The organism is Deltaproteobacteria bacterium RBG_16_64_85 (genome assembly GCA_001798885.1).
In the GTDB taxonomy this organism is placed as follows: Bacteria; Desulfobacterota; Deferrimicrobia; order Deferrimicrobiales; family Deferrimicrobiaceae; genus FEB-35.
On the sequence record MGQW01000073.1, the window covers coordinates 1 to 21870 of the forward strand.

20 protein-coding genes are annotated in these 21870 nt (G+C 64.3%); 7 read left to right on the plus strand and 13 right to left on the minus strand.

The annotated features are described in order from the left end of the window. The 6 genes from A2Z13_03630 to A2Z13_03655 form a co-directional block, all read right to left on the minus strand. Positions 1-1336: hypothetical protein (locus tag A2Z13_03630; GenBank protein OGP77004.1), on the minus strand; the 1336-nt coding region annotated here is incomplete at its 3' end. 4 nt (positions 1337-1340) lie between these two features. Beyond that, complete coding sequence (locus A2Z13_03635; GenBank protein OGP77005.1) at positions 1341-3290, minus strand: hypothetical protein; 1950 nt, start codon at positions 3288-3290, stop codon at positions 1341-1343. A 92-nt stretch (positions 3291-3382) separates the two neighbouring features. Next, positions 3383-3961 carry a superoxide dismutase gene (locus tag A2Z13_03640; GenBank protein ID OGP77006.1) on the minus strand — a complete coding sequence of 193 codons (579 nt, stop codon included), beginning with the start codon at positions 3959-3961 and terminating at the stop codon, positions 3383-3385. A gap of 296 nt (positions 3962-4257) precedes the next feature. Continuing rightward, positions 4258-4686 (minus strand): hypothetical protein, encoded by a 429-nt coding sequence (locus A2Z13_03645; protein ID OGP77007.1) that lies wholly within the window; start codon positions 4684-4686, stop codon positions 4258-4260. A 161-nt stretch (positions 4687-4847) separates the two neighbouring features. After that, entirely contained in the window at positions 4848-5306 is a 459-nt protein-coding gene (locus A2Z13_03650; protein OGP77008.1) for a hypothetical protein, read from the minus strand. Then, positions 5306-5857 (minus strand): hypothetical protein, encoded by a 552-nt coding sequence (locus A2Z13_03655; protein ID OGP77009.1) that lies wholly within the window; start codon positions 5855-5857, stop codon positions 5306-5308. Before A2Z13_03655 ends, A2Z13_03650 begins: the two co-directional genes overlap by 1 nt. A 140-nt stretch (positions 5858-5997) precedes the next feature. Between A2Z13_03655 and A2Z13_03660 the strand changes: the two genes are divergently transcribed. Beyond that, entirely contained in the window at positions 5998-7164 is a 1167-nt protein-coding gene (locus A2Z13_03660; GenBank protein OGP77034.1) for a hypothetical protein, read from the plus strand. 129 nt (positions 7165-7293) lie between these two features. After that, complete coding sequence (locus tag A2Z13_03665) at positions 7294-9309, plus strand: hypothetical protein (GenBank protein ID OGP77010.1); 2016 nt, start codon at positions 7294-7296, stop codon at positions 9307-9309. Here the strand turns inward: A2Z13_03665 and A2Z13_03670 are convergent. The 7 genes from A2Z13_03670 to A2Z13_03700 all read right to left on the minus strand — a co-directional run bounded on the left by A2Z13_03670 (position 9288) and on the right by A2Z13_03700 (position 16978). Further along, complete coding sequence (locus A2Z13_03670; GenBank protein ID OGP77011.1) at positions 9288-10259, minus strand: 2-nitropropane dioxygenase; 972 nt, start codon at positions 10257-10259, stop codon at positions 9288-9290. The genes A2Z13_03665 and A2Z13_03670 overlap by 22 nt on opposite strands. Positions 10260-10335: 76 nt before the next feature. After that, positions 10336-11202, minus strand: coding sequence for a hypothetical protein (locus A2Z13_03675; GenBank protein ID OGP77012.1), 867 nt, complete (start codon positions 11200-11202; stop codon positions 10336-10338). Further along, on the minus strand, positions 11199-12272 hold the full coding sequence (locus A2Z13_03680) for a hypothetical protein (protein ID OGP77013.1): 1074 nt from the start codon (positions 12270-12272) through the stop codon (positions 11199-11201). Before A2Z13_03680 ends, A2Z13_03675 begins: the two co-directional genes overlap by 4 nt. Further along, complete coding sequence (locus A2Z13_03685) at positions 12257-13246, minus strand: hypothetical protein (GenBank protein OGP77014.1); 990 nt, start codon at positions 13244-13246, stop codon at positions 12257-12259. The genes A2Z13_03680 and A2Z13_03685 overlap by 16 nt, the downstream gene beginning before the upstream one ends. Then, positions 13243-14166: a hypothetical protein gene (locus tag A2Z13_03690; GenBank protein OGP77015.1), complete on the minus strand. Its 924-nt coding sequence runs from the start codon at positions 14164-14166 to the stop codon at positions 13243-13245. The genes A2Z13_03685 and A2Z13_03690 overlap by 4 nt, the downstream gene beginning before the upstream one ends. Next, positions 14163-15314 carry a hypothetical protein gene (locus tag A2Z13_03695; GenBank protein ID OGP77035.1) on the minus strand — a complete coding sequence of 384 codons (1152 nt, stop codon included), beginning with the start codon at positions 15312-15314 and terminating at the stop codon, positions 14163-14165. The genes A2Z13_03690 and A2Z13_03695 overlap by 4 nt, the downstream gene beginning before the upstream one ends. Before the next feature lie 35 nt (positions 15315-15349). After that, positions 15350-16978: a hypothetical protein gene (locus A2Z13_03700; protein ID OGP77016.1), complete on the minus strand. Its 1629-nt coding sequence runs from the start codon at positions 16976-16978 to the stop codon at positions 15350-15352. Between the two features lie 157 nt (positions 16979-17135). On the opposite strand from A2Z13_03700, the gene A2Z13_03705 reads away from it, so the two are divergent. From A2Z13_03705 to A2Z13_03725, 5 genes are read left to right on the plus strand one after another with little or no spacing between them, the layout of a single operon-like run. After that, the gene (locus A2Z13_03705) at positions 17136-17633 is read left to right on the plus strand and encodes a hypothetical protein (protein OGP77036.1); all 498 of its coding nucleotides are present in this window, start codon (positions 17136-17138) and stop codon (positions 17631-17633) included. Positions 17634-17649: 16 nt separating this feature from the next. Beyond that, on the plus strand, positions 17650-18087 hold the full coding sequence (locus tag A2Z13_03710) for a hypothetical protein (GenBank protein OGP77017.1): 438 nt from the start codon (positions 17650-17652) through the stop codon (positions 18085-18087). A 49-nt stretch (positions 18088-18136) separates the two neighbouring features. Next, positions 18137-18919 (plus strand): hypothetical protein, encoded by a 783-nt coding sequence (locus A2Z13_03715; protein OGP77018.1) that lies wholly within the window; start codon positions 18137-18139, stop codon positions 18917-18919. A gap of 44 nt (positions 18920-18963) precedes the next feature. After that, the gene (locus A2Z13_03720) at positions 18964-19581 is read left to right on the plus strand and encodes a hypothetical protein (GenBank protein ID OGP77019.1); all 618 of its coding nucleotides are present in this window, start codon (positions 18964-18966) and stop codon (positions 19579-19581) included. 59 nt (positions 19582-19640) lie between these two features. Next, the gene (locus A2Z13_03725; GenBank protein ID OGP77020.1) at positions 19641-21857 is read left to right on the plus strand and encodes a 1,4-alpha-glucan branching enzyme; all 2217 of its coding nucleotides are present in this window, start codon (positions 19641-19643) and stop codon (positions 21855-21857) included. Positions 21858-21870: the final 13 nt, after the last annotated feature.

Genomic DNA, 21870 nt, shown 5'->3' on the forward strand with positions numbered 1-21870 from the left:
CGCGGATCAGGCGGTAAAGATAGGTCGGGGTGAGCCCGAGAATCTCCGCAGCCTTCGTCTTGTTGCCGCCCGCGTTGCGAATGGCCCGCCGGATGATGGCGCGCTTGTGCTCCCGCACGGATTCATGGAAGCGGGTTTCCTCCGGCGTGGCGTCCTCCGACGCCAGGTCCGCCAGGGCCAGGCAGAGATCGGGCGGCGTGATCTCCTCCCCTTCCGAGAGGGCCACGGCCCGGCCGACGGCATTCTCAAGCTCCCGGATGTTGCCCGGCCACGGGTAGCGTTCGAGGATCTCCACCGACTCCGGCGTCAGCCTCTTCCTCCCGCGCTCCATCTCCGCGCAGGTCCGCAGGAGGAAAACTTCCGCCAGGGGAAGGATGTCCTCCTGCCGCGCCTTCAAGGAGGGCAGCTGGACCGGGATTCCGTTGATCCGGAAGAAGAGGTCCTCCCGGAACTTCCCCGCCTCCATCCTCTTCCTCAAGTCCCGGTTGGAGGCGCAGATGAGGCGCGCGTCCGCCGTGAGGGTCTTCACCCCGCCCACCCGCTCGAACTCCCGGTCTTGGAGGACCCGGAGGAGCTTCCCCTGCATGGGATAGGGCACCTCACCCACCTCGTCGAGAAAGAAGGTCCCGCCGTCGGCCAGCTCGAACCGGCCGGGCTTGGAGGTCACCGCGCCGGTGAACGCGCCTTTCTCGTAACCGAAGACCTCCGCCTCCCAGAGCGTCTGCGGAATCGCGGCGCCGTTGACCTTGATGAAGGGGCCCTCCCGCCTCCCGCTGATCCGGTGGATGGCCCGTGCGACCAGCTCCTTCCCCGTCCCGGTTTCTCCCGTGATGAGCACGGGGAACGGGGACGCCGCTGCCTTCTCGATCACCTTGCGGACCTCGAGCCACGCCGGAGAGCGCCCCACCATTCCGAACCACTCCTCCGCGGCGTCCGGGCTCGCGCTCATTTCCCTGTCGGAGCCTGCCGCCGTCCGGACGGCGTTTCCCACCACGCGCAGGAGCTCCGCCTCGTCGAACGGCTTGGTGATGTAATCGAACGCCCCGGAGCGGATCGCCTCCACCGCGTCGCCGATCGTCCCGTAGGCCGTGACGAGGATAACGGGCAACGAGGGGTGCCGCTCCCTGCAGTGGCGGAAAAGGGCAAGTCCGTCCATCTTCGGCATCCGGATGTCCGAGACGAGTGCGTCCGCGCGGTTCGGATTTGCCGCAAGCCATGAGGCGGCCGCGGCCCCGTCGACCGCCTCCGTGACCTCGTACCCTTCCCGCATCAGCATTGCGCGCAGGACCTTGCGCAGGTTCCGATCGTCCTCCGCGATCAGGATCTTCCCCCTCAACGGGTCATCCCCCCGGCATCTTGATGGTGAACCGGCTCCCCTTGCCGGGAGCGGTCTCGACGGCGATGGATCCCCCGTTCTCCTCCACGATCCTGCGGCAGATGGCCAGCCCCATCCCCACGCCGCGCTCGCGAGTGGTGAAGAACGGACGGAACAGTTGCAGCCGATCCTCGTCCGAGATCCCCGTCCCCGCATCCTCCACGGAGATCCTGGCCTCCCCGCCGGCACCGTTGACGCGGACGATGAGGTCGCCACCCTCGGGCATCGCCTCCACCGCGTTGGTCAACAGGTTGAAGACGACCCGCTCGATCTCCGAAGGATCGGCATTCACCTTCGGCGCCGGCTCGGCGACGTGCATGCGGGAGCGGATCCGCTCCATCGCCTTCGACCTCTCCCGGCGAAGACGCACCATCGCCCGCTCCACGGGCTCCCGGAGGGAGATCCGGAGCGGGGTACGGTCCGCGGGCCGGGCATACTCGAGAAATTCGGTCACCACGCTGTTCAACCGGTCCGCCTCCTCCACGATAATGTCGAGGAACTCGCGGTCCTTGGGGGGGGCCTCCCGGGAGAGGAACTGGGCCGCCCCCTTGATCACTCCCGCAGGGGTCCGCACCTCGTGGGCAAGTCCGGCGGCCATCTCGCCGACGGTGGCGAAATGCTCCCTCCGCTGGATGCGCTGCTTCTGCCGGATGTTCTCCACGGCAAGGCCGATCCCTTCGAGAAACGGCGTTAAAAGCTCCATCTCCCGGAACGAGGGCGACTTGTCCTTCCAGTGGAACAGCGCCACGCCGGCCATCTCGCCCCGGAGAAAAATCGGAAAGGAAGCGTCCCACGTGTCGTCCCAGATGGCGACGTCGGCGGCCCGCGAGCCCCCATGCTCCATGAATCGAAGCGCGGGAAACCGGCTGGCGAACCGGTTGAATGCACGGAGATACTCGTCCTGGCGGACGGGGAGCGTCCCGACCCCCTCGTCGGTCCCCCCTTCCGGCCGGATCCAGAGAGAGGCCCCCGAGACGAACGGGATCTGCGCCAGCCCCTCCTCCACCGTCCGCGCGATCTCGGAAAGGGAGGAGCCGTCGGCGAGCCTCTTGGCGAAGTTGCCCAGCCGCGCCTGGACGGCGCGCGACTCCCGAACGAGCAGGTCGGAGGAGATCCCGCCCAGTTTCCGCATCAGGACGGGGTAAAACGTCAGCAGGAAGAAGGAGATCAGGAACACGCCGGCCAGGGGGAACCAGAACTTGCGGCCGGAGGCGACCTCGAGAACGCCGAAAACGACGGCGAAGGCGAACACCTGGATGACGAGGATGATCCCTCTCCCGACGATGTCGGGGAACTCGAAGAAGTGGAGGTGGAGGATCCCGGTCGCCATGAAATAGAAAAACAGCAGGACGGCGAAGGCGGCGAGCGGGGGGAAGTAAACACCGGTCCCCGTCAGAAAGTTCAACGGCGCCACGAGGCTCGCGATCCCGCCCCCGACGAGCAGAAACTGGTATTTCTTCCGTTCGATGGACGAGGGATTCGCCCGTAAGCCGTGCGCGACGACGATGTAGAGGCAGAGCCCCAGGCAGGGGTAGACGTACAGGAGCGCCGCGATGTTCCACCAGGCGGAGGCGAGGAGACGGTCACTCAAGAGGGAGAGGGTGAAGGAGCCGCTGATCCACATCCCCGAAATCAGGGCGGCCGGGAATCCCTTCGGGCGCGTCCGGACGGCCGCGCCGCAGTACCGGAGGGCGAACGGCGGAATGAAGATGACCCCGGCGAGCGATAAGCGGTGCCAGAAATCCGATCCCAACGTCTTCCAGAGGTACTCGGGGAGGCACCAGAGGAAGATGATGAACGACAGGTCCGCGAATGCGCGCGCCTCCTTGTCGTTCTTCGCCCAAACGCGAAGGTAACCCGCGATCGCCAGCGCGACGATCGCCGCGACGAGGCTTCCCTGCGCATAATAATCCATGGAACCGGCAACTCCTTAAACAAAGCGGGCTATCCCAGGAATTCCCAGAATAGCCCGAAACGTCCCCGGGGGGTCCGCAAAAATTCCTCTCCTTATTTCAGGCGTCCCTCCGCCGCCTTCCAGTCGATGTTCTTGAAGAAGGAGGCGATGTAATCCGCCCGCTTCAGACCGTAGTCGATCATGAAAGCATGCTCGAAAACGTCCATCACCAGGATCGGCGCCGCCCCGGCCGGGTTCCCGACGTCATGCTCGTTGACCCACTGGTTGATGAACCGCCCGCCCACGGTGTCCTGGTACAGGACGACCCAGCCGATCCCGCGCATCGCCCCCGCGGCGCGAAAATCCGCCTCCCACTTCTCCACGCTGCCGAACTCCGCGGCGATCGCTTTCCCGAGGCGGCTTCCCGGGTCCACCGCTCCCTTGCCCCCCAGGTTCTCGAAATAGTACTCATGGAGTCGCATCCCGTTGAACTCCCACCCCAGCCGACGCTTCAGTTCCGCGTATTCCGGCGTGGCGGTCTTCCCTTCGGAAAGCATCCCTCCGAGAATGTCGAGAAGCTTGTTCGTGTTGGTGACGTACCCCTGGTACAGTGTGAAGTGGTTCTTGAGAAGGGTTTCGCTGAATCCTGCCATCCCGATGAGCTTCCCGTAATCCTTCGCGGCGTAAGGCATTTCATTGCCCCCTTTCGTGCGGTGGTTTTCTGCTGTCCGTCGGCTGGAACCCGAAACGTCCCGAAACTCTATTTTGCATCAAGCCGTAATGTCGCGGTCAACATTTTTGATATGCAAAAACCGGTCGGTTGCGGGAACCGGTCCCCGCCTACTAAATGAAGACCCGGGGCGGATCGTTTCAAACAATTTTTTTTCGTCCGGGGGACGAGCAAAATAACGGGGACGGTCCTGGCACCAAAAAAAGCCCGCGCGGAAGAACCTCCCGCGCGGGCCGGCATTCCCTGGATGCTTGAGGCTTACTTCTTTCCGCGCTTCTTTCGCCCTTCGGCAAGCTTTTCTGCCAGTCCGAGTTTCTGCGCGATCTTTTTCTTCGCCTCGGAGTAATTCCTGGCCACAAGCGGGGTCTTCGTGGGGATATTGAACTTCTTCCGATAATCCTTTGGTGTGAAGTCGTGGCTGATTGCCAGGTGCTTTTTCAGCGTCGTGAATCCCTTTCCGCACACCATACAATAAACCTTGTCGGCGCCGAACGCCTTGTTCAGAGGGACGGCAGGCTTTCCTTCGGCGGGGGCTGCCGCTTCCGCTCCCTCTACACCGGCAAGGGAAGAAAGCTTCGCAAATACCGCCTGGATTTCGTCGAGGAGATCTTCCCTGCTCATCTCATTTACGGAAGCGTGAGCCGAAACTATCTCCGCCGTCAATTCTATTACGACCTTCTTTTCCATAAATACCCCTCCCCTTATATAATGTTTTTTATCATTTCAAAAGCATTCCGGAGTGTCAATGCCGAAAAAATACATTGTTGCAAAAGAATCAGGAAGAATTTTATCCAACGATTAAAGACAACCAGAACCTATTTCGTTTTTTCATCTTGCTCTTTCTATTTCTACTGGAAAAAAAGCAATTTCCCTGCGCCGCGCCGGATCGTGTCGAGCCGGATGCCGCAGACGGACCCTGCGCCGAACACCAGTCTCAAGGGATCTCCCGCGGAAAGGAGGGCGGATGCGATGAGCGCGATGGAGGGAAGATGCCCAACGCACAGGATGTTTTCCCTTCCCCCTTGCTCCTCGATAAAGGCGAGGAACATCTCGGGGGTGGCGTCGGGGGATAACGCCTTCGTCTCCTCGATCCCGCCCGCCGGGTACCCTGCGGCGGCACAAAAGATCTCGGCTGTCTGGCGCGCGCGGAGCTTCCCGCTGGTGGCAACGAGGTCGAGGCGCCCGATCTTCCCCGAAAGGGCGGACGCCGCCGCAGAGAGCGATCGGATGCCGTCGGTGCTCAGCGGACGTGCGGGATCCACGCTTTTCGGCACCGCCTCTCCGTGTCGGACGAGCCAGAGGTCCATCACCGCAGATCGTATCCCGCAGCGAAAAAGAGCCCGAACGCGGCAAGGACCAGCCCGTGGGTCACGGTTCCGTCTCGCAGCGCCTTTCCGGCCTCTTCCCTCGAGAACAGCGTGACCTCGATCCGCTCGTAGGGGTCGAAGCGCGGTTCGGCCGCCCGGAACGCCTCCTTCGCCAGGAAGGTATGGCAGCGGTTGTCCTGGATCGCGGGGTTCGGCGTGACGTACCCGAGGTACTCCCACTTCTCCGCCAGGAATCCCGTTTCCTCCAGGAGCTCCCTCTCCGCCGCCGCGCGGGGATCCGCGTCGCCGGCGTCGATTGCACCGCCGGGGATCTCGACCGTCACCCCGCGGATCCCGTGCCGGAACTGTCGAATGAACACGAGCCGCCCGTCCGATGCGATCGGAATGATGTTGATCCAGTCGGAGGTTCGGATAACGGTGAAGTCGTTCGAACGGCCGTTTCCCGCGAGGAGGTAGCGGTCGTGGTCTACGGCAATCAGCCGGTCCGAGAACATCCGCCGGCTTTGCAAAAGTTTCCAGTGAGATTGCATGATGGCTGATTTTACCACCCATCGACCGCAAAGAAACCCGGGGGACGGTGTAAAATACTCCCTATTCCCGAATCGGGGTTCGTCCCACGTCGATGCCGAAGACCGATACCGCCGGAGAGGCGCCCGCAAGGAACGGGGCACTGGTTCCCGTTCCGATCCTGATCGCCTGCACGCTGACGTTCGTCCTCTACCTGGGCGCCTACATGCGCCTGCCTCTCGTGCCGCTGTTCGCCCAGAAGCTTGGCGCTTCCACCTTCCATGTGGGGTTGATCCATGCGGGCTTCATGCTGGCCGCCACGCTCCTGTCGGTGCCGCTGGGGCTTGTGTCCGACCGGCTCGGCCGCCGGCGCCTCATCCTCGCCGGGATGGCGATCTCCGGGCTCACGTCCCTTCTCCTGCTGATCGCCCGCAGCCCTTTGCATGTGGGCGCCATCTACCTCTTTTCCGGGGTGGGGCTCGCCTGCTTCTCCCCCGCGATGATGTCCTACGTCGGCGACGTCTCCCCCGTGCCCTTCCTGGGAAGGGCGTACGGGTGGTACACGTCGGCCCTCTACCTGGGAATGGCGGCGGGACCTGGCCTGGGCGGCGCGCTCGCGGGCGGAGGATTCGGGACCGCGTTCCTCCTGTCGGCAATCGTCATCGCGGCCGGGCTCCTGCTGGGGGGGCCGCGCATGCCGGCCCCTCCCCCCGTTATCCGCCTTCCATCGGGGCACCTCCTGGCGGACTTCCGGGAGATCACGAGGAACCGTGCTGTCCTCGCCTGCTGGTCGACCACGTTCTTCTCCACCTACGCGTGGGGATCCCTTTTCGCCTTCTTTCCTCTGTACGCCCGGGACACCGGGATCTCCATCGCCCACACGGGGTTGATCTTCACGTGCCAGGCGGCCGCCAACGCTCTCTTCCGGATCCCGTTCGGGCACCTGTCCGACCGGTCAGGGAAACGGGTTCCCTTCATCCTCGCCGGGAACCTGCTGTTCGGCCTCTCCATCATGGCGGTGGGCCAGGCGAACACGCTCATCCCGCTGTACGCCCTCTTCGTCGCCGTCGGGGGGAGCATGGCGGCAACGTTCACGGCAATCGGAACGCTGCTCTCCGAATCGGTCCCCACGAGGATCCGCGGCCTGGCCATGGGCGGCTATAACACGTGTATTTACGGTGGGTTCACCGTTTCCGCGGCAACCCTCGGGGCCGTCATCTCCCGGACCGGTTTCCCCGCCGGCTTCGCCGTCGCCGGGGGACTGTGCGCCGCCGCCACGCTCGTTCTCTCGTTCCTTTTCCCCCGCCGGACTTCCCCGTCCCCTCTCTGAACCGCCAGAAATTCACGCCCGTAATTCGCTCGTGTCCCTCCGGGACGTTTCATATATACTGTAGATGAAATACGGCCGCACCAAGACCGCGCATCGAACTTCGGATCTCCACCGGGAGGTTTTACGGCGATGAGCGGTCCCCTCCACGAGTCCCTTGAAAAGCTGGCCCTCCACGACCACATCTGCATCTTCCACAGGAGTAAGGAAGAGCTGATTTCCGCCCTGGTTCCCTATATCCGGATCGGACTTTCGCGAGGGGAAAAATGTCTCGTGTACTGCAATGAGACGGAAAGGGAGGAAATCCTCAACGGCCTGAAGCGCAAGGGGGTCGACATCGGGAGCGCGCTCGCCCGCGGAGCGGCGCTGGTGGTGCAGGGGCCGACGCCGCATTCCCGGAAAGGGGAGTTCGATCCGGACGCGTTGATGGAATTTTTCCGCTCCTCCGCACGCATCGCCGGCTCGGAGAAGTACACCGGGCTCCGGCTCTGCGTGGACATGGCGTTTGCGGGCGCGAAGGATGCCCCCCGGGAGCGGCTGCTGGAGTATCAGTGGAAGCTGCACGTCTTCCTCGCCGAGCAGGCCTTTCTTTGCCTTTGTCTCTGCGGGATGGACGATTTCCCCGCCGACAGGCTGCTGGACCTCCTTCGGGCGCATCCGTTCGTCATTTTCGACGGAAAGTTGATCGAGAATTTCTACTTCATCCCTCCCACGGAAAAATCGAGAAAGGTCGAGGCCGGAAGACTGCTCCACCAGCGGCTGGACCGCCTTCTCGAGTGGCACGGACAGTTGGCGCGCATCCGGCGCCAGGCGATACGGCTCACGCGGTTCCGGGACATTACCGCATCCTTTCTCGCGCACGCGGCCGTGCCGGACCTATTGAATCGGATCGCGGAGGGGGTGGTTTCCCTGGGATCCCCGATGTGCTGGATCGGCATGGCGAAGCCGGACGGCTCCGTCGAGCCGGTGGCGAGCTGCGGGGCCAAGAAAGGGTTCCTCCAGCAGATCCCCGTGCGGTGGGACGACACCCCCCTGGGGAACGGACCGGCAGGGGTAGCCATCCGCAAGGGAAAACCCGACATCGTCCGCGACGTAGCACGCTCGGCGCGGTTCGGCCCCTGGAGGGAACAGGCACTCGCCCGAGGGGTTCTCTCCGTGGCCGCCATCCCTCTCCGCGAGGAGAAAGCGGTCATCGGCGCGCTGATCGTGTACGCGTCGAAACACGACGCGTTCGACCGGGAGGCGATCGAGGAGCTCTCCGCCTTCGCCCTGCAGGCGTCGCTCGTCCTGCGGAGCACCCGGGAATATCAGCAGCTATCCCTTTCCGAGGAGCGGCTCCGCACGCTCTTCGAGCAGATCCCGGCGGCCTGCTTCACCTACGACCGCGAGGGAAACATCCATCACTGGAACCTGCACTGCCGCAGGCTCTTCGGCCAGCCCCCCCAGGAGGCCGTCGGCAAATCCATCTTCCGGCTGATCGTCCGGCCCGAGGACGAGAAACGGACCCGGGAGATCATCGACCGGGTGTTCTCCGGGGAATCGTTTTTCAACCTGCAATGGGAGAACCACGCCCCCTCGGGAGAGTTCCGCCGGGTCCTTTCCAACACGGTTCCTTTCCGCGGAAAGGGGAACGAGGTGGAACTCGGGATCAGCGTGAACGTCGACATCACCCGGCAGGTGGAAGACCGGCGGGCGCTGGCGGAGTCGGAGGCGAGCTACCGCGCCCTGGTGGAGGACGCGAACATGATCGCCGTCGAGATCGACCCGGAGGGGAAGATCCTTCTCTTCAACCGCGCGGCGGAGCGGGTCACGGGCTATCCGGCCGGCGAGGCGGTGGGAAGGGAGTTCCTCGATTTCATCGCCGAGCCGGAGAGGAACCAGGCCGCCAGGACCTTCCGGGAAGTCCTCTCGGGGAAGGAAAAGGAAGGAACCCTCACGACGATCGTGACCAGGGAAGGGGCGGAGCGGAACCTGGCCTGGAACGTCACGGCGATCCGCAACGAGGATGGATCGGTCCGCTGCGTCGTCGTGCTCGGAGTCGACCTGACGGAATGGCTTCGGGCGGATCAGGAGCTCGCAGGGACGATTCGCAGGATCCTGGACGCGGGGCGGCAGAAGGTCTGCGGTCAGACGGGGACGGGCTCGTAGACGCTTTCCGCCTCGGCGACGATCCGGTCGATCAGTTCCCGCACCGACGGGATGTCCGAAAGCTTCCAGACGTTCTCGCCGGAAAAGACCAGCCCTTCCTCCACGTCGCCGTTGCGGGACATGTCCAGTCGGTCGATGATGCAGAAGAGATGGCTGCATCTCTTGAGGCAGTTCCGCTTGCATTCGCCGTCGTAAACGTTTTCCCCTCCGTGGAGGCGATGGAGGAAGCGGTTCCGGATCGCGCGGCCGGGGAGCCCCACGGGGGAATCGATGAGGAGAACGTCTTCTTTCCGCGCATCCAGGTAGACCTGCTTGAAAGCGTCCGAGACGTCGCATTCCTTGGTCAGGACGAAACGGGTCGCCATCTGGACGCCGTCCGCCCCGTACTTGCCCATCATCTCGCCGAATTCGTACCCGTCCGTGATCCCTCCCGCGGCGATCAACGGAACCTTCTTGACCACTTTCCGGATCTCGGGGAACAGTTCGCGCAACGGGCGGTCCGTGCCCAAATGCCCACCCGCTTCCTTGGCCTCCACCACGATCGCATCGGCGCCGCTCCTCTCCGCAAGCTTGCCGAATTCGGGGGAGGAAACGATGGAGACGATGGGAACGTCGTGCTGCTTGCCGATCTTGAAGACGTCGCGGGAGAAACCGGCGCCGGTGACGATCATGTCCACGCCGGCCTCGATGGACGCCATTACGGCCTCCATGAACTCCCGGATCGCAAACATGATGTTGACCGCAATGATCCCCTTGGTCATCCGCTTCGCCTTGCGGATGTCCTCCTTCAGCTCGTCGATGGGGACGCCGGATCCCCCGATGGTCCCGATCCCGCCGCATTCGGCCACTGCCGCTGCCAGAGACGAGGTCGACACCCGCACGGACATCCCTCCCTGCACCAGCGGGATGCGCGCAGTGAATTTGCCGATGGTAAGTGTAGGAAGCTCCAAAACCCCCACCCTCCGTAGGAATTTTCTATTTTACCTCACGGGCCTCGGTCCTGTGAACAAAATTCAACTTTTTTCATCAGACCGCGCAGTGGAACGCCCGGCCGGGCAACAACGCCGCGCGGAATCCCCGCTCGGGAAGGTTGCGCTTTTTAAAGATTGCCACGACCTCAGACAGCGGGGCTACCCGGTATCCGAGTTCCCTCGCCCCCCGAAGGATGTCGGCGAAGGCGCCGCTCCAGATCCCGCCCTCCACCTCCGCGTGGACGGGGAGAACGTGGATGCCGCCCGCCGACAGGGCCGAAAGGATTTTTCCCGCTCCCTTGGGCCCGCCCACCTCTTCGAGGCAGGGGAGGTCGGAGGGGAGCTCCACCTTCCCTGTTCCCTTGAGAAGGAACGGCGAGGGAGCCCGCGTGCAGCTCAGGTACTCCCATGGAGAATCCGCCAGGACCGCCACCGCCGGTTCGGTGAGGAGCCAGGCCGGCGCGCCGAACGCCCGGGGAGGATGCCCCAGGCATCCGTCGTATGCGGAGAGACCCTGGTCGAGCCATTCCCGGATCCACCGCTCTCCTCTCCGCGGGAGCGTATCCTGCCAGGCGCGGTGATCCCACGCGTGGAGCTCGACCTCGTGGCCCCGCGCCTCGATCTCGCGGCACAGTCCGGGGAACGCCTTCGCGATCATCGGCGCCTTGAGGAACGTTCCGTAGAGGGCGGTCTTCACGCCGTAGAGCCCCGGCGCGTTCGTCCGGATCATCTTGAACAGGAACCTGGGATTGCGGACCAGTTGGGTGATCGCCTTCCCCGAGTTGTCGGGGCCGAAGGAGAGGAAGAACGTCGCCGGGACGCCGGCCGACGAGAGGGCGGACAGGAGCGCAGGGACACCCTCCTCCATCCCCCGCCGCGTGTCGACGTCTACCTTCAGCCCGAGGATGCGCTCCTCGCTCACTTCTTTGTGCGTTTCGCGGTGGCCGATGCGGTCGGCCGGGACTTCGGGGGCTCGTTCTCCTCGAGGAAGGCATCCAGAGTCTTCGCGAGCGCTTCCCGAAGCCCCACCTTCGGGCTCCACCCGAGGCACTGCCTTGCCCGCTCGATCGAGGGAGTGCGGGTCTGGATGTCCTGGTACCCTTCGCCGTAGAACTGCTTCGAATTCACTTCGATAATCTCAGGGATCCTCTTCCTCGCGCCCGGGTGGCGGGCATAGAGGTCGCTCAGCAGATGGGCCAGGTCGCGAATCGAACAATCGTTCTTCGGGTTTCCGACGTTGAAGATCTTCCCCGCGGCGCACCCGTTGCGGTCCTCGAGAATTTTCATCAGCGCGGAGATCCCGTCGTCGACGTAGGTGAAGCAGCGGCGCTGCCTTCCCCCGTCCACGAGCTGGATCGGCTCGCCCAGGAAAAGATTCGCGATGAACTGGGTCACCACGCGGGAGCTCCCCTCCTTCGCCGTCTCGATCGAGTCGAGCCGCGGCCCGATCCAGTTGAACGGGCGGAACAGGGTGAACGAGAGCCCCTGGCGGCCGTAGGCCCAGATCACCCGGTCCAGGAGCTGCTTGCTGCAGGAGTAGATCCACCGCTCCTTCAGGATGGGCCCCAGAACGAGCGGGGAGGTCTCCTCGTCGAACTCCGCGTCGGTGCACATCCCGTACACCTCGGAAGTGGAGGGGAAGACGACCCGCTTGCCGTAGCGGTGGGCCTGCCGGACGATTCGCAGGTTCTCCTCGAAGTCCAGCTCGAAGACGGAGAGGGGCCGTTCCACGTAGACCTTCGGCGTCGCGATGGCGACGAGAGGGAGCACCACGTCGGCCTTCTTGATGTGGTACTCGATCCACTCCTTGTTGATGGAGATGTCCCCCTCGACGAACTCGAACCTCGTGTGGTCGACCATCCCGCCCAGCCGCTCGGCGGAGAGGTCCATTCCGTATACCTTCCAGTCGGTCTCCGACAGGATCCTCGCCGTCAGGTGGTGTCCGATGAAACCGTTCACGCCCAGGATCAGGACTTTCATGAGAACCCCCACGTGATCGCCTTCCTGAAGAGGGAAACGATCGCTTCTCCCTCGACGGTTTTTCCGTTCCACTCCACCTCTTCGAACCGGAGAAGGCCGGAACCGGTCCCCACCAGGACGCGCGGTTCGGTCCTCACGGTCGTCAGGCATCCTCCCGCCGTCTGAAGGGATGTCCCCCCTCCCGCGACCACCATCTTCCCCGGCGCAGGGACCTCGGGGAACCCTTCCGCGGAAACCGGCAGGGCCCGCCAGACGAGGCATTTCTCCCCGCCGAGCATCGAGTACGCGCCGGGGTAAGGACGGGTAACCGCCCGGATCAGGTTGTAGATCTCCACTGCGGACCGGGTCCAGTCGATGCGCCCGTCCTCGGGCTTCCTTCCCCCGAAATAGCTCCCCTTCTCCAACTCGTTCCTGCGGCGCGGGATCTCCCCCGAGGCGATCCTCGGCAGGATTCCGGACAGTAGACCCTCGGCCGCCTTTTCCATCTTGCCGTACAACGTCAGGGCGGTGTCCTCGAACGCGATCGTCACCGCCACCTGCGCCACGATGTCCCCGGCGTCGGGCTTCTCTTCCATCACGTGGAGCGTCACGCCGGTTTCGGTTTCGCCGTGGACCAGCACCCAGTTGACGGGAGCCCTCCCGCGGTACTTCGGCAGGAGCGATCCGTGCAGGTTCAACGCGCACAGCCGCGGGATGGACAGGATCTCCTTCCCCAGCATCGACCGATAATAAAAGGAAAAGAGGAGATCGGGCGAAGCGGCTCGGATTCTCTGCGGCCAGGGGGGATCGTTCACCTTCCCGGGGAGGTGGACCGGTATCCCCTTCTCCCGGCAAAACTCCGTCACGGACCCGAACCAGCGGTTCTCCTTCGGATCGTCCGCGTGGGCAAAAACCGCGGGGACCTCGAAGCCGTTCGCAAGCAGCGCCCGGATGCCGACGATCCCCATGTTGTGGTAGGCGAAAACGACCGCGCGCACGCGCGTCACTCCCCGTGTATCCTGCGGATCGTGAACCTCGGCCGTTTCCGCACCTCGTGGTAGATGCGGCCCACGTACTGCCCCATGATCCCGAGGGCAATAAAGAGCCCCCCCACGAAGAAGAACAGGATGGCGAACAGGGTGAAGATGCCGTACTCCGCCCACGCCGGGCCGTAGATCAGGCGCATCACGCCGAGGAGGAGGCCGAGCGTCACGCTGCCGAACGCAAGCACGCTTCCCAGGTACAACAGGACCTTGAGGGGGAACTCGGAGAAGGAGGTGAGCAAATCGAACTGGAGATTGAGCAGCCTCGGGAGGTTGTAGTGGGAGACCCCGCCGTGCCGCTCCGCGTGGGCGACGGGGATCTCCGTCATCCGCTTCGCGTAGAGCGTCGCCAACGCGGGGATGAAGGTGGAGTACTCCTGGCTCTCGACCATCCGGTCGACCACCTCTCGCCGATAGGCGCGCAGCATGCATCCCCAGTCGGTCATATGGACGCCGGTGATCTTCCGCGTCATCGCATTGACGATGCGCGACGGGATCATCCGGAAGAGGGAGTCGCGCCGCATGACCCGGACCGTCCCCACGACCTCGTAGTTCCCTTCCTCCATCACACGAACCAGCCCCGGGATCTCATCGGGGGGGTTCTGCAGGTCGGCATCGAGCGTCACGACAACCGATCCCCTGACGACCGAGAACCCCGACATGATCGCCGAGTGCTGCCCGTAATTCCGAGTCAGTTCGAGCACCCGGACCCCGTTTCGCCCCACGAAAGATTTCAGGATCAACAGGGATCGATCCCGGCTCCCGTCGTCGATGAAGATGACCTCGTAGGGGCGCCCCAACGGGCGAAGGACCGTCTCGAGGCGGTCCATGAGGAGGGGAAGGTTCTTCTCCTCGTTGTAGACGGGGATGACGACCGAGATCACGTCCGGGTCCCCGAAAGGATCTCCCGGATCGCCGCGCAGACGTAGTGCACGTCGTCGTCGGCCATGCCGGGGAAGAGGGGGAGCGAAAGGATCCGGGCCCCCGCCCGTTCGCACGCGGGAAGATCCCCTTCCTTTGTACCGAACCGCTGGCGCACGTAGGCGAGCAGGTGACAGGGGGGGAAGTGGAGGCCGACGCCGATATTGCGGTCCGCGAGCCGCCCGATGAAGGCGTCGCGGTCCATCGACGTCACCTTCACGACGAACAGGTGCCAGGAATGCTCGTGCGGGTAGGGGGGCGGCTCCGGCAGGTCGATGCCCGGTACGCCGCGCAGTCCTTCGCGATATCGGCCGGCGAGGACCGCACGCCGGTCGTTCATCCGCTTCACCTTCCCCATCTGGACGACGCCGATGGCCGCCTGCAGGTCGGTGAGATTGTACTTGTAGCCGGGATCGCGGATGTCGTAGTGCGGCGTGCCCCCCTTCCCATACCGTTTCCAGGCGTCCCGCTCGATACCGTGGAACCGGAGCAGGCGGAGCTTTTTCGCCAATTCCCCGTCGTAGCAGGTCACCATGCCGCCTTCGCCGGTGGTGATGTTCTTGATCGGGTGGAACGAATAGATCGCGATGTTGCCGTGTCCTCCGGCGGGCTTCCCCCGGTAGGAAGTGCCCACGGCGTGGGCGGCGTCCTCGATCACGGGAACGCCCGCCCGGTCGGCGGCAGCGCGGATGAGGTCGATGTCGCACGGGGCCCCGGCAAAGTGCACGGGGATGATCGCCCGCGTCCGCTTCGTGATCGCGCGCTCCACTCCCTCGGGCAGGACCTGGAGGGTCCCGTAGTCGTTTTCTGCGAAGACCGGCCGCGCTCCGCGCAGGGCGATCTGGTTCACCGTGGAGGCGAACGTCATCGAGGGGGTCACGATCTCGTCCCCCTCGCCCACCCCCAGCGCGGCAAGCACGATGTGCAGTCCCGCGGTGGCCGAAGAAACCGCCACGGCGTGCGGGGCCCCGGTCAGTGACCGGAACAGCTCCTCGAGCTCGGCGACCTTCGGCCCGCTGGTGATCCACCCGGAGCGAAGGGACGCCGCAACCGCCTCGATCTCCTCGCCGTCGAGCCCCGGACGGGAAAGGGGAAGAAAATCTTTCCGGATCTCCAAAAGGGCGGCCTCGCGCGTCTTCTGTCCCGTCACGGGCGATTCACAATGAGGATACCTTCATCGGACCGGTAGAGCAACCGGTGAGCGGGGAACTTCTCCCGGATGAGCGGCAGGGCGTCGCGCTTGAACACGCAGAAGACCCGCGACCCGGACGCCCAGAGCCGCTGGAACCCGGCGCCGTTCAGGAAGTAGTCCGCCCGGTCCTTTGCCCGCGAAGCCCCGAACTTCAGCTCTCCCACCTCGTCGACCAGGACCGTCCGGCGCTTCGTGTAGAACGGAATACCCTGTTTGTACGTGCCGTACTGGGCAACGACGTCCCCCGGCCGCAGGGAGGAGGAGAGGACCTGCGAAAGCGCCTTCACCGACTTGTATCCCCCCACGTAGAAGGCCGCGGGACGGTTCAGGGAGATGAAAAAGAGCGCCAGGAGGAGGAAGGAGAGAAGGACCACCCGCTCGGCCCCAAGCCTTCGGAGAAAGAGCGGAACCGCCCCCCAGGCAAGGATCAGGAGAATCGGGAGGGCCGTGGCGAGCGCCCACACGGAGGGGTCGACCGGATGCCGCGAGAGGGATGGGATCCAGAAGATCGCGGCGGCGATCAGCGCCGCCAGCGCCAGCGGGGTCCGGCAGCGAATCGCGCCATCCTCCCCGTCGACCCACAGGTCCAATCCCCTCCCGAACAGCACGGCCAGCGGCGGGAAGATCGGCGCCAAGTAGGTCGGCAACTTCGACTGGGAAACGGAAAAGAAAAGGAAGATGAAGAGGACCCAGCAAAGCAGGAAGACCAGAGCCTCGCGGGGGAGGTATTTCTCCGCCGAAGCGCGCGCAGCGAGCGCCACCCGACGCAGGAAGGCGATCCAGGGGACGAACCCACCGATGACGACCGGGAGGAAGAACCAGAATGGTTCGAAGTGGCGATGCATCCCGGTCGTGTACCGGAGAAAATGCTCCTGCACGAAGAAGAACCGGAGGAAGTCGGGATTCCGCATCTGGACGAGGAGCACCCACGGCAGCGCAATGGCAAAAAAGAGGAGGAACCCGGGAAGAGAGACGGCGCGGAAAATCTCCCGGTGCCGCAGGGAGAAGACCAGCCAGCAGAGCAGGATCGCCGCGGGGAACATCAATCCCACGAGTCCCTTGGCGAGAAACGCGAGCCCCGCCGCCGCGTACGAGAGGTGGAGAAACCACCGGCTCTCCCGTTTCCCGGAAAGGTAGAGATAGGCGGGGAAGATCGCGAGGACGAGCACCACCGCGAGCGTCATGTCGGGCGTGTTGAGCCGCCCGACGACGTAGTAATAAACGGAGGTGGAGAGGACGATGGAGGAGAAAAGGCCGGTGCGCGGGCCGGAGAGCGCGGACCCCATCCAGTAGGTCAGCAGGATTCCCATCACGGAGACGAGGGCCGTGAAGGAGCGGGCCGCGAATTCGTTCTCGCCGAGAAGACGCAGCGAAAGCGCGTTTCCCCAGTAGAAGAGCGGCGGCTTTTCCAGGTAGACGACACCGTTCAGATGCGGGGTAACGAAATCTCCCGTGGCCAGCATCTCGCGGGGGATCTCTGCGTACCTGCCTTCGTCGGGCTCCAGGAGGGGCATCGTCCCGAGCGCCGAGAAGTAGAAGAGAAAGAAGGCCGCGAAAAGGAGAAGGAGCGTCCGCCGGTTCATCCTCTCAATCCCCCTGAAACCGCGGTTCCATGGGGGGGGATTATACCCCAATGAGGTGGTTTCGGGAGGCTCTGGTATAATACGCACATCACGCTTTCCCTGACAGGGAGGAAAGGAGTGCGCGGTGCATCACACCACCCCCCGGGTTCTTCTCCTTATGGGATTCGCAGTGCTCTTTCTGTCCTTCGTTGCCGGTTCGGGAACCGCCCAGGAGAAAGCGGCATCGCCCGCAAACCTCCATGCGTCGCCGATCTTCGGTGTTACGGTCCCGGAGGGATACCGGAGCTGGCAGCTCATCGCCATCTCCCACCGCACCGACAACAAGGACGAGCTCCGGGCCGTCCTGGGCAACAACATCGTCATGAAGGCATTCCGCGAGAACACGCTCCCCTTCCCCGACGGGTCGGTGATCGCGAAGCTGGCGTGGAAGCGCGAGCCGATGAAGGAGTTCGCGGGAGCCTGGATGCCGGGAGTCGCCCCGCGGATCGAGTTCATGGCCAAGGACTCCAGGAAGTACGCCTCTACCGGCGGATGGGGGTTCGGACGCTTCATCGACGGGAAACCGGCGGACGAGGCGACGCACAAGACTTGTTTTCCGTGCCACCTGGTCAACGTGAAGGACCACGACTTCGTCTTTACCCGGTACGCCCCGTGAGAGGACGCCGGGGCCGATGAACTACAAGGCCGGGACGATCGGGAAGATCCTGCTGGCGCGGTTCGACCACGGCGAGCCGGTCGTCCCTGGGCTCGTCGATCTGTGCAGGAAGGAGAACGTCCTTTCGGGGTGGTTCTTCCTTTTCGGGGCGATTGCTGCGGGAAGGATGGTCACCGGTCCACGGGAGGCCTGCCTGCCCCCGGAGCCCGTCTGGACGGAGTTCGCGAAACCGCACGAAATCGTCGGAATGGGAAGCGTCGCGGAAAAGGAAGGCGCCCCTGCCATCCACCTCCATGCCTCGCTCGGCAGGGGGAAGGAGGTCCTGACCGGCTGCATCCGGAAGGAAGGGGAGGTTTTCCTCGTCGTGGAGGCCCTGATCCTCCAGATCGCCGGCGTGTCGGCCTCCCGAAAGCCGGACCAGCCTTCCGGGCTGGAGCTGCTCTCCGTTGAGTAACTTCTCCGTGAAACCGCTTCGCAGCGGGAGTTCGGGGAACCTCACGCTGGTGGAGCACGCCGGCACGACGATCCTGGTGGACGCAGGTCTCTCCTCCCAGAGGGGACTCGTTTCCGCGCTCTCCGAGGCGGGATCCCACTGGGACGACATCGACGCGGTACTGGTGTCCCACCTCCACGCGGATCACATCCACCCCTCCGCGGTCGCCTGCTGCGCGCGTCACGAAGTGCCCATCCTCCTCCACGAGAAGAACCTGCGGGCGTTCTCGCGCCGGGTTCTTTCGCGGTCATCGATGTCCGGGCCGCTGCGGACGTTCGGGGCGGAGCCGTTCTCCGTCGGGAGCATCGGGGTCGTGCCGTTCGCCGTCCCCCACGACGCGGAGGGCCTCACCTGCGGATTCCGCATCGAAGCCCTCGCCGGGGACCGCGAAGCCCGCGTCTCCATGGCAACCGACCTGGGAAGCGGCGGAAACGGTCTCTACGAGCGGTTCGTCGACAGCGACCTCATCCTGATCGAATCGAACTACGACCCCGTGATGCTCACGAACAGCCACCGCAACCATTACGACCGGGCGCGGGTCGATTCCGACGTGGGCCACCTCTCCAACGAACAGGCCGGGAAGTTCCTCGTGAGGGTGATGCAGGAGAGCCGGAAGCTGCCGCGGGCGGTGGTTCTCTGCCATCTGAGCGCCGATCACAACACCCCTTCGCGGGCCATCGGGACGGTCCGGGGAATCCTCTCCCGCTACGGTTTCGGGGATATCCCGGTGCACGCGGCACGCCGGGACCGCCCCTCTCCCCGCTTTTTCGCGATGGAGGCGGGGAAACGATGAATGTACCCACCACCTCGAGCGTCAAAGATCACGGGAGGTTTCCCATGCGGAAAAGCTTATGTGCGGCCGTCGCCGTCGCTTTCCTTGCGGCGGTTCTTTATGGATGCGCCCAGACGGCCCAGTCCGTCCGGGAGAACCCGAGCACCACGATCGGAGCGGGAACCGGGGTCGTGGGCGGCGCCGTCGTGGGCGGGATCATCGGCGGGAAGCGAGGCGCGGTCATCGGCGGCCTCCTCGGGGGCTTGACGGGGGGCGCGATCGGCCACTACATGGACCAGAAGGAAAAGACCCTCCCGCAGACCAGCAGGGAGTATGGATATACTCCGGCGCAGGGGACGAGGCTCAAGATCGAAACCGTCCGTTCCCGTCCCGCCGTCCTCGTTCCAGGGGAGACGGTCAACATCGACCTGACCTACGCTGTCCTCACCCCGTCGGCCGACCAGCAGGTCCTCGTCAGGGAGACGAGGGAAATCCTCGTGAACGGCACCTCCGTGGGGAAGACGGAGATCAAGATCGAACGCGAAGGGGGGACGTGGAAGAGCATCGTCCCCATCATCCTGCCCGCCGACGCCCCGGCGGGGAAATACCGGGTCATCGCTTCGGTCGAGAGCGCCGGCGGCGGCAAGGACGTCGAGGAGACGAATTTCAAGGTACAGCGGTGAGAATCCCGCGCCCGATGAAGGAGTGTCCCTCCGGTACTTTTCCGATAGAATAGTCGCCTATGGTCGGAACGCTCCGGAAACAGGATATCGAACTCCTCGCAGACGCCAGACACTGGGACCCTTTCTCCGTCCTGGGCCCCCACGTGGTCGACATCAACCAGAGGAAGGCAGTGGCGATAAGGGCAGTCCTCCCCCTTGCCTCCCACGCATACGTGGTGACCTTTAAGGAGGGGAAGAAGAGGCGCACGGAGATGGAGCGCCTCCACCCCGACGGCGTATTCGAAGCGGTCTTCCCCCGCATCCGCGAGTTCTTCCCCTACCGGATCGAGATCGTCGATTACGAGGGGCACCGCTGGCAGCAGGACGACCCCTACGCCTTCGGCTGCGTCCTCACCGATTTCGACATCCACCTCCTGCACGAAGGGACCCACCTCGACCAGTACGCGCGGCTCGGGAGCCACCTGGCCCGCGTGAGCGAAGTGAACGGTGTCACCTTCGCCGTCTGGGCGCCCAACGCCGAGCGCGTCTCCGTCGTCGGGAACTTCAATCATTGGGATGGCCGTACGCACCCGATGCGCAGCCGGGGCGAGAGCGGCATCTGGGAGATCTTCATCCCGGGCCTGACGGAGGGCGAGATCTACAAGTTCGAGATCCGCACCCGCGAGGCCGGAGCGCTGTTCACGAAGTCCGACCCGTTCGCCTTCCGCTTTGAGCCGCCCCCCCGCACGGGATCGATCGTCTGCAGCATCGACGGATATGCCTGGGGGGATGCGGACTGGATGGCAGCCCGCGCCTCGCGGAATCCCCTTGAGGCTCCGATGGCCACTTACGAGGTGCACCTGGGCTCGTGGAAGCGGAAGCCGGAGGAGGGAAACCGTTACCTCACCTATCTCGAGCTCGCGGACGAGCTCGTCCCCTACGTCCGCGACATGGGCTACACCCACATCGAGCTGCTTCCCGTCTCGGAGCATCCTTTCGACGGCTCCTGGGGGTACCAGACGCTGGGATACTTCGCTCCCACCGCCCGGTTCGGCAACCCCGCGGACTTCATGGCGTTCGTGGACCGCTGCCACCAGGAGGGAATCGGCGTGATCCTCGACTGGGTGCCCGCCCATTTCCCGAAGGACGGGCACGGGCTGAACTACTTCGACGGCAGCCATCTGTACGAACACGCCGACCCTCGGAAAGGGGAACACCACGACTGGGGGACCCTGGTCTTCAACTACGGCCGGCGCGAGGTGGCGAATTTTCTCCTGTCCAACGCCCTTTTCTGGCTGGAGAAGTACCACATCGACGGCCTGAGGGTGGACGCGGTGGCCTCCATGATCTACCTCGACTATTCCCGGAACCCCGGGGATTGGATCCCCAACGAATTCGGGGGCCGGGAGAACCTGGAGGCGATTGCATTCCTCAAGCGGATGAACGAGCTCGTCCACGCGAAGCACCCGGGAGCGATCACGCTCGCGGAAGAGTCCACTGCCTGGCCGATGGTGTCGCGCCCGGTGTACCTGGGCGGCCTCGGATTCACCTTCAAGTGGAATATGGGATGGATGCACGACATGCTGGGGTTCATCGAGAAGGAGCCGATCTACCGCAAGTTCCACTTCGGCACGCTGACCTTCTCTCTCCTCTATGCCTTCCACGAAAATTTCGTCCTCCCCTTCTCGCACGACGAGGTCGTCCACCAGAAGCGTGCCTTGCTGGACAAAATGCCGGGCGACCTGTGGCAGAAGTTCGCGAACCTGCGGCTCCTGTACGCCTACATGTACGCGCACCCCGGGAAGAAGCTGTTGTTCATGGGCTGCGAGTTCGGCCAGTGGGAGGAGTGGAACCACGACGTGTCGCTTTCGTGGCATCTCCTTCAGTGGGACTCCCACCGGGGGCTCCAGACGATGGTGCGGGATCTCAACCGTATCTACAAGGCCTCCCCCGCCCTGCACGAAGTCGATTTCCGCCCCGAGGGGTTCGAGTGGATCGGCTTCCGTGATGTCGACCACAGCATCGTCTCCTTCCTGCGCCGGGCGAAAACCCCGGACGATTTTCTGGTGTGCGCCTTCAACTTCACACCCGTCCTCCGGAAGGATTACCGGGTGGGTGTCCCCGCTCCGGGACTCTACCGGGCGGTGTTCAACAGCGATTCCGAATTTTACGGGGGGAGCAACGCGGACGGCGTCGACGCCACACCGGCGGAGGACGTCTCGTGGAACGGCCGCCCCTGGTCGGTGAAACTCTCCCTTCCCCCGCTGGGCGCCCTGTTCCTGCGACGTTCGGAGTAACCCCGATGCGAAC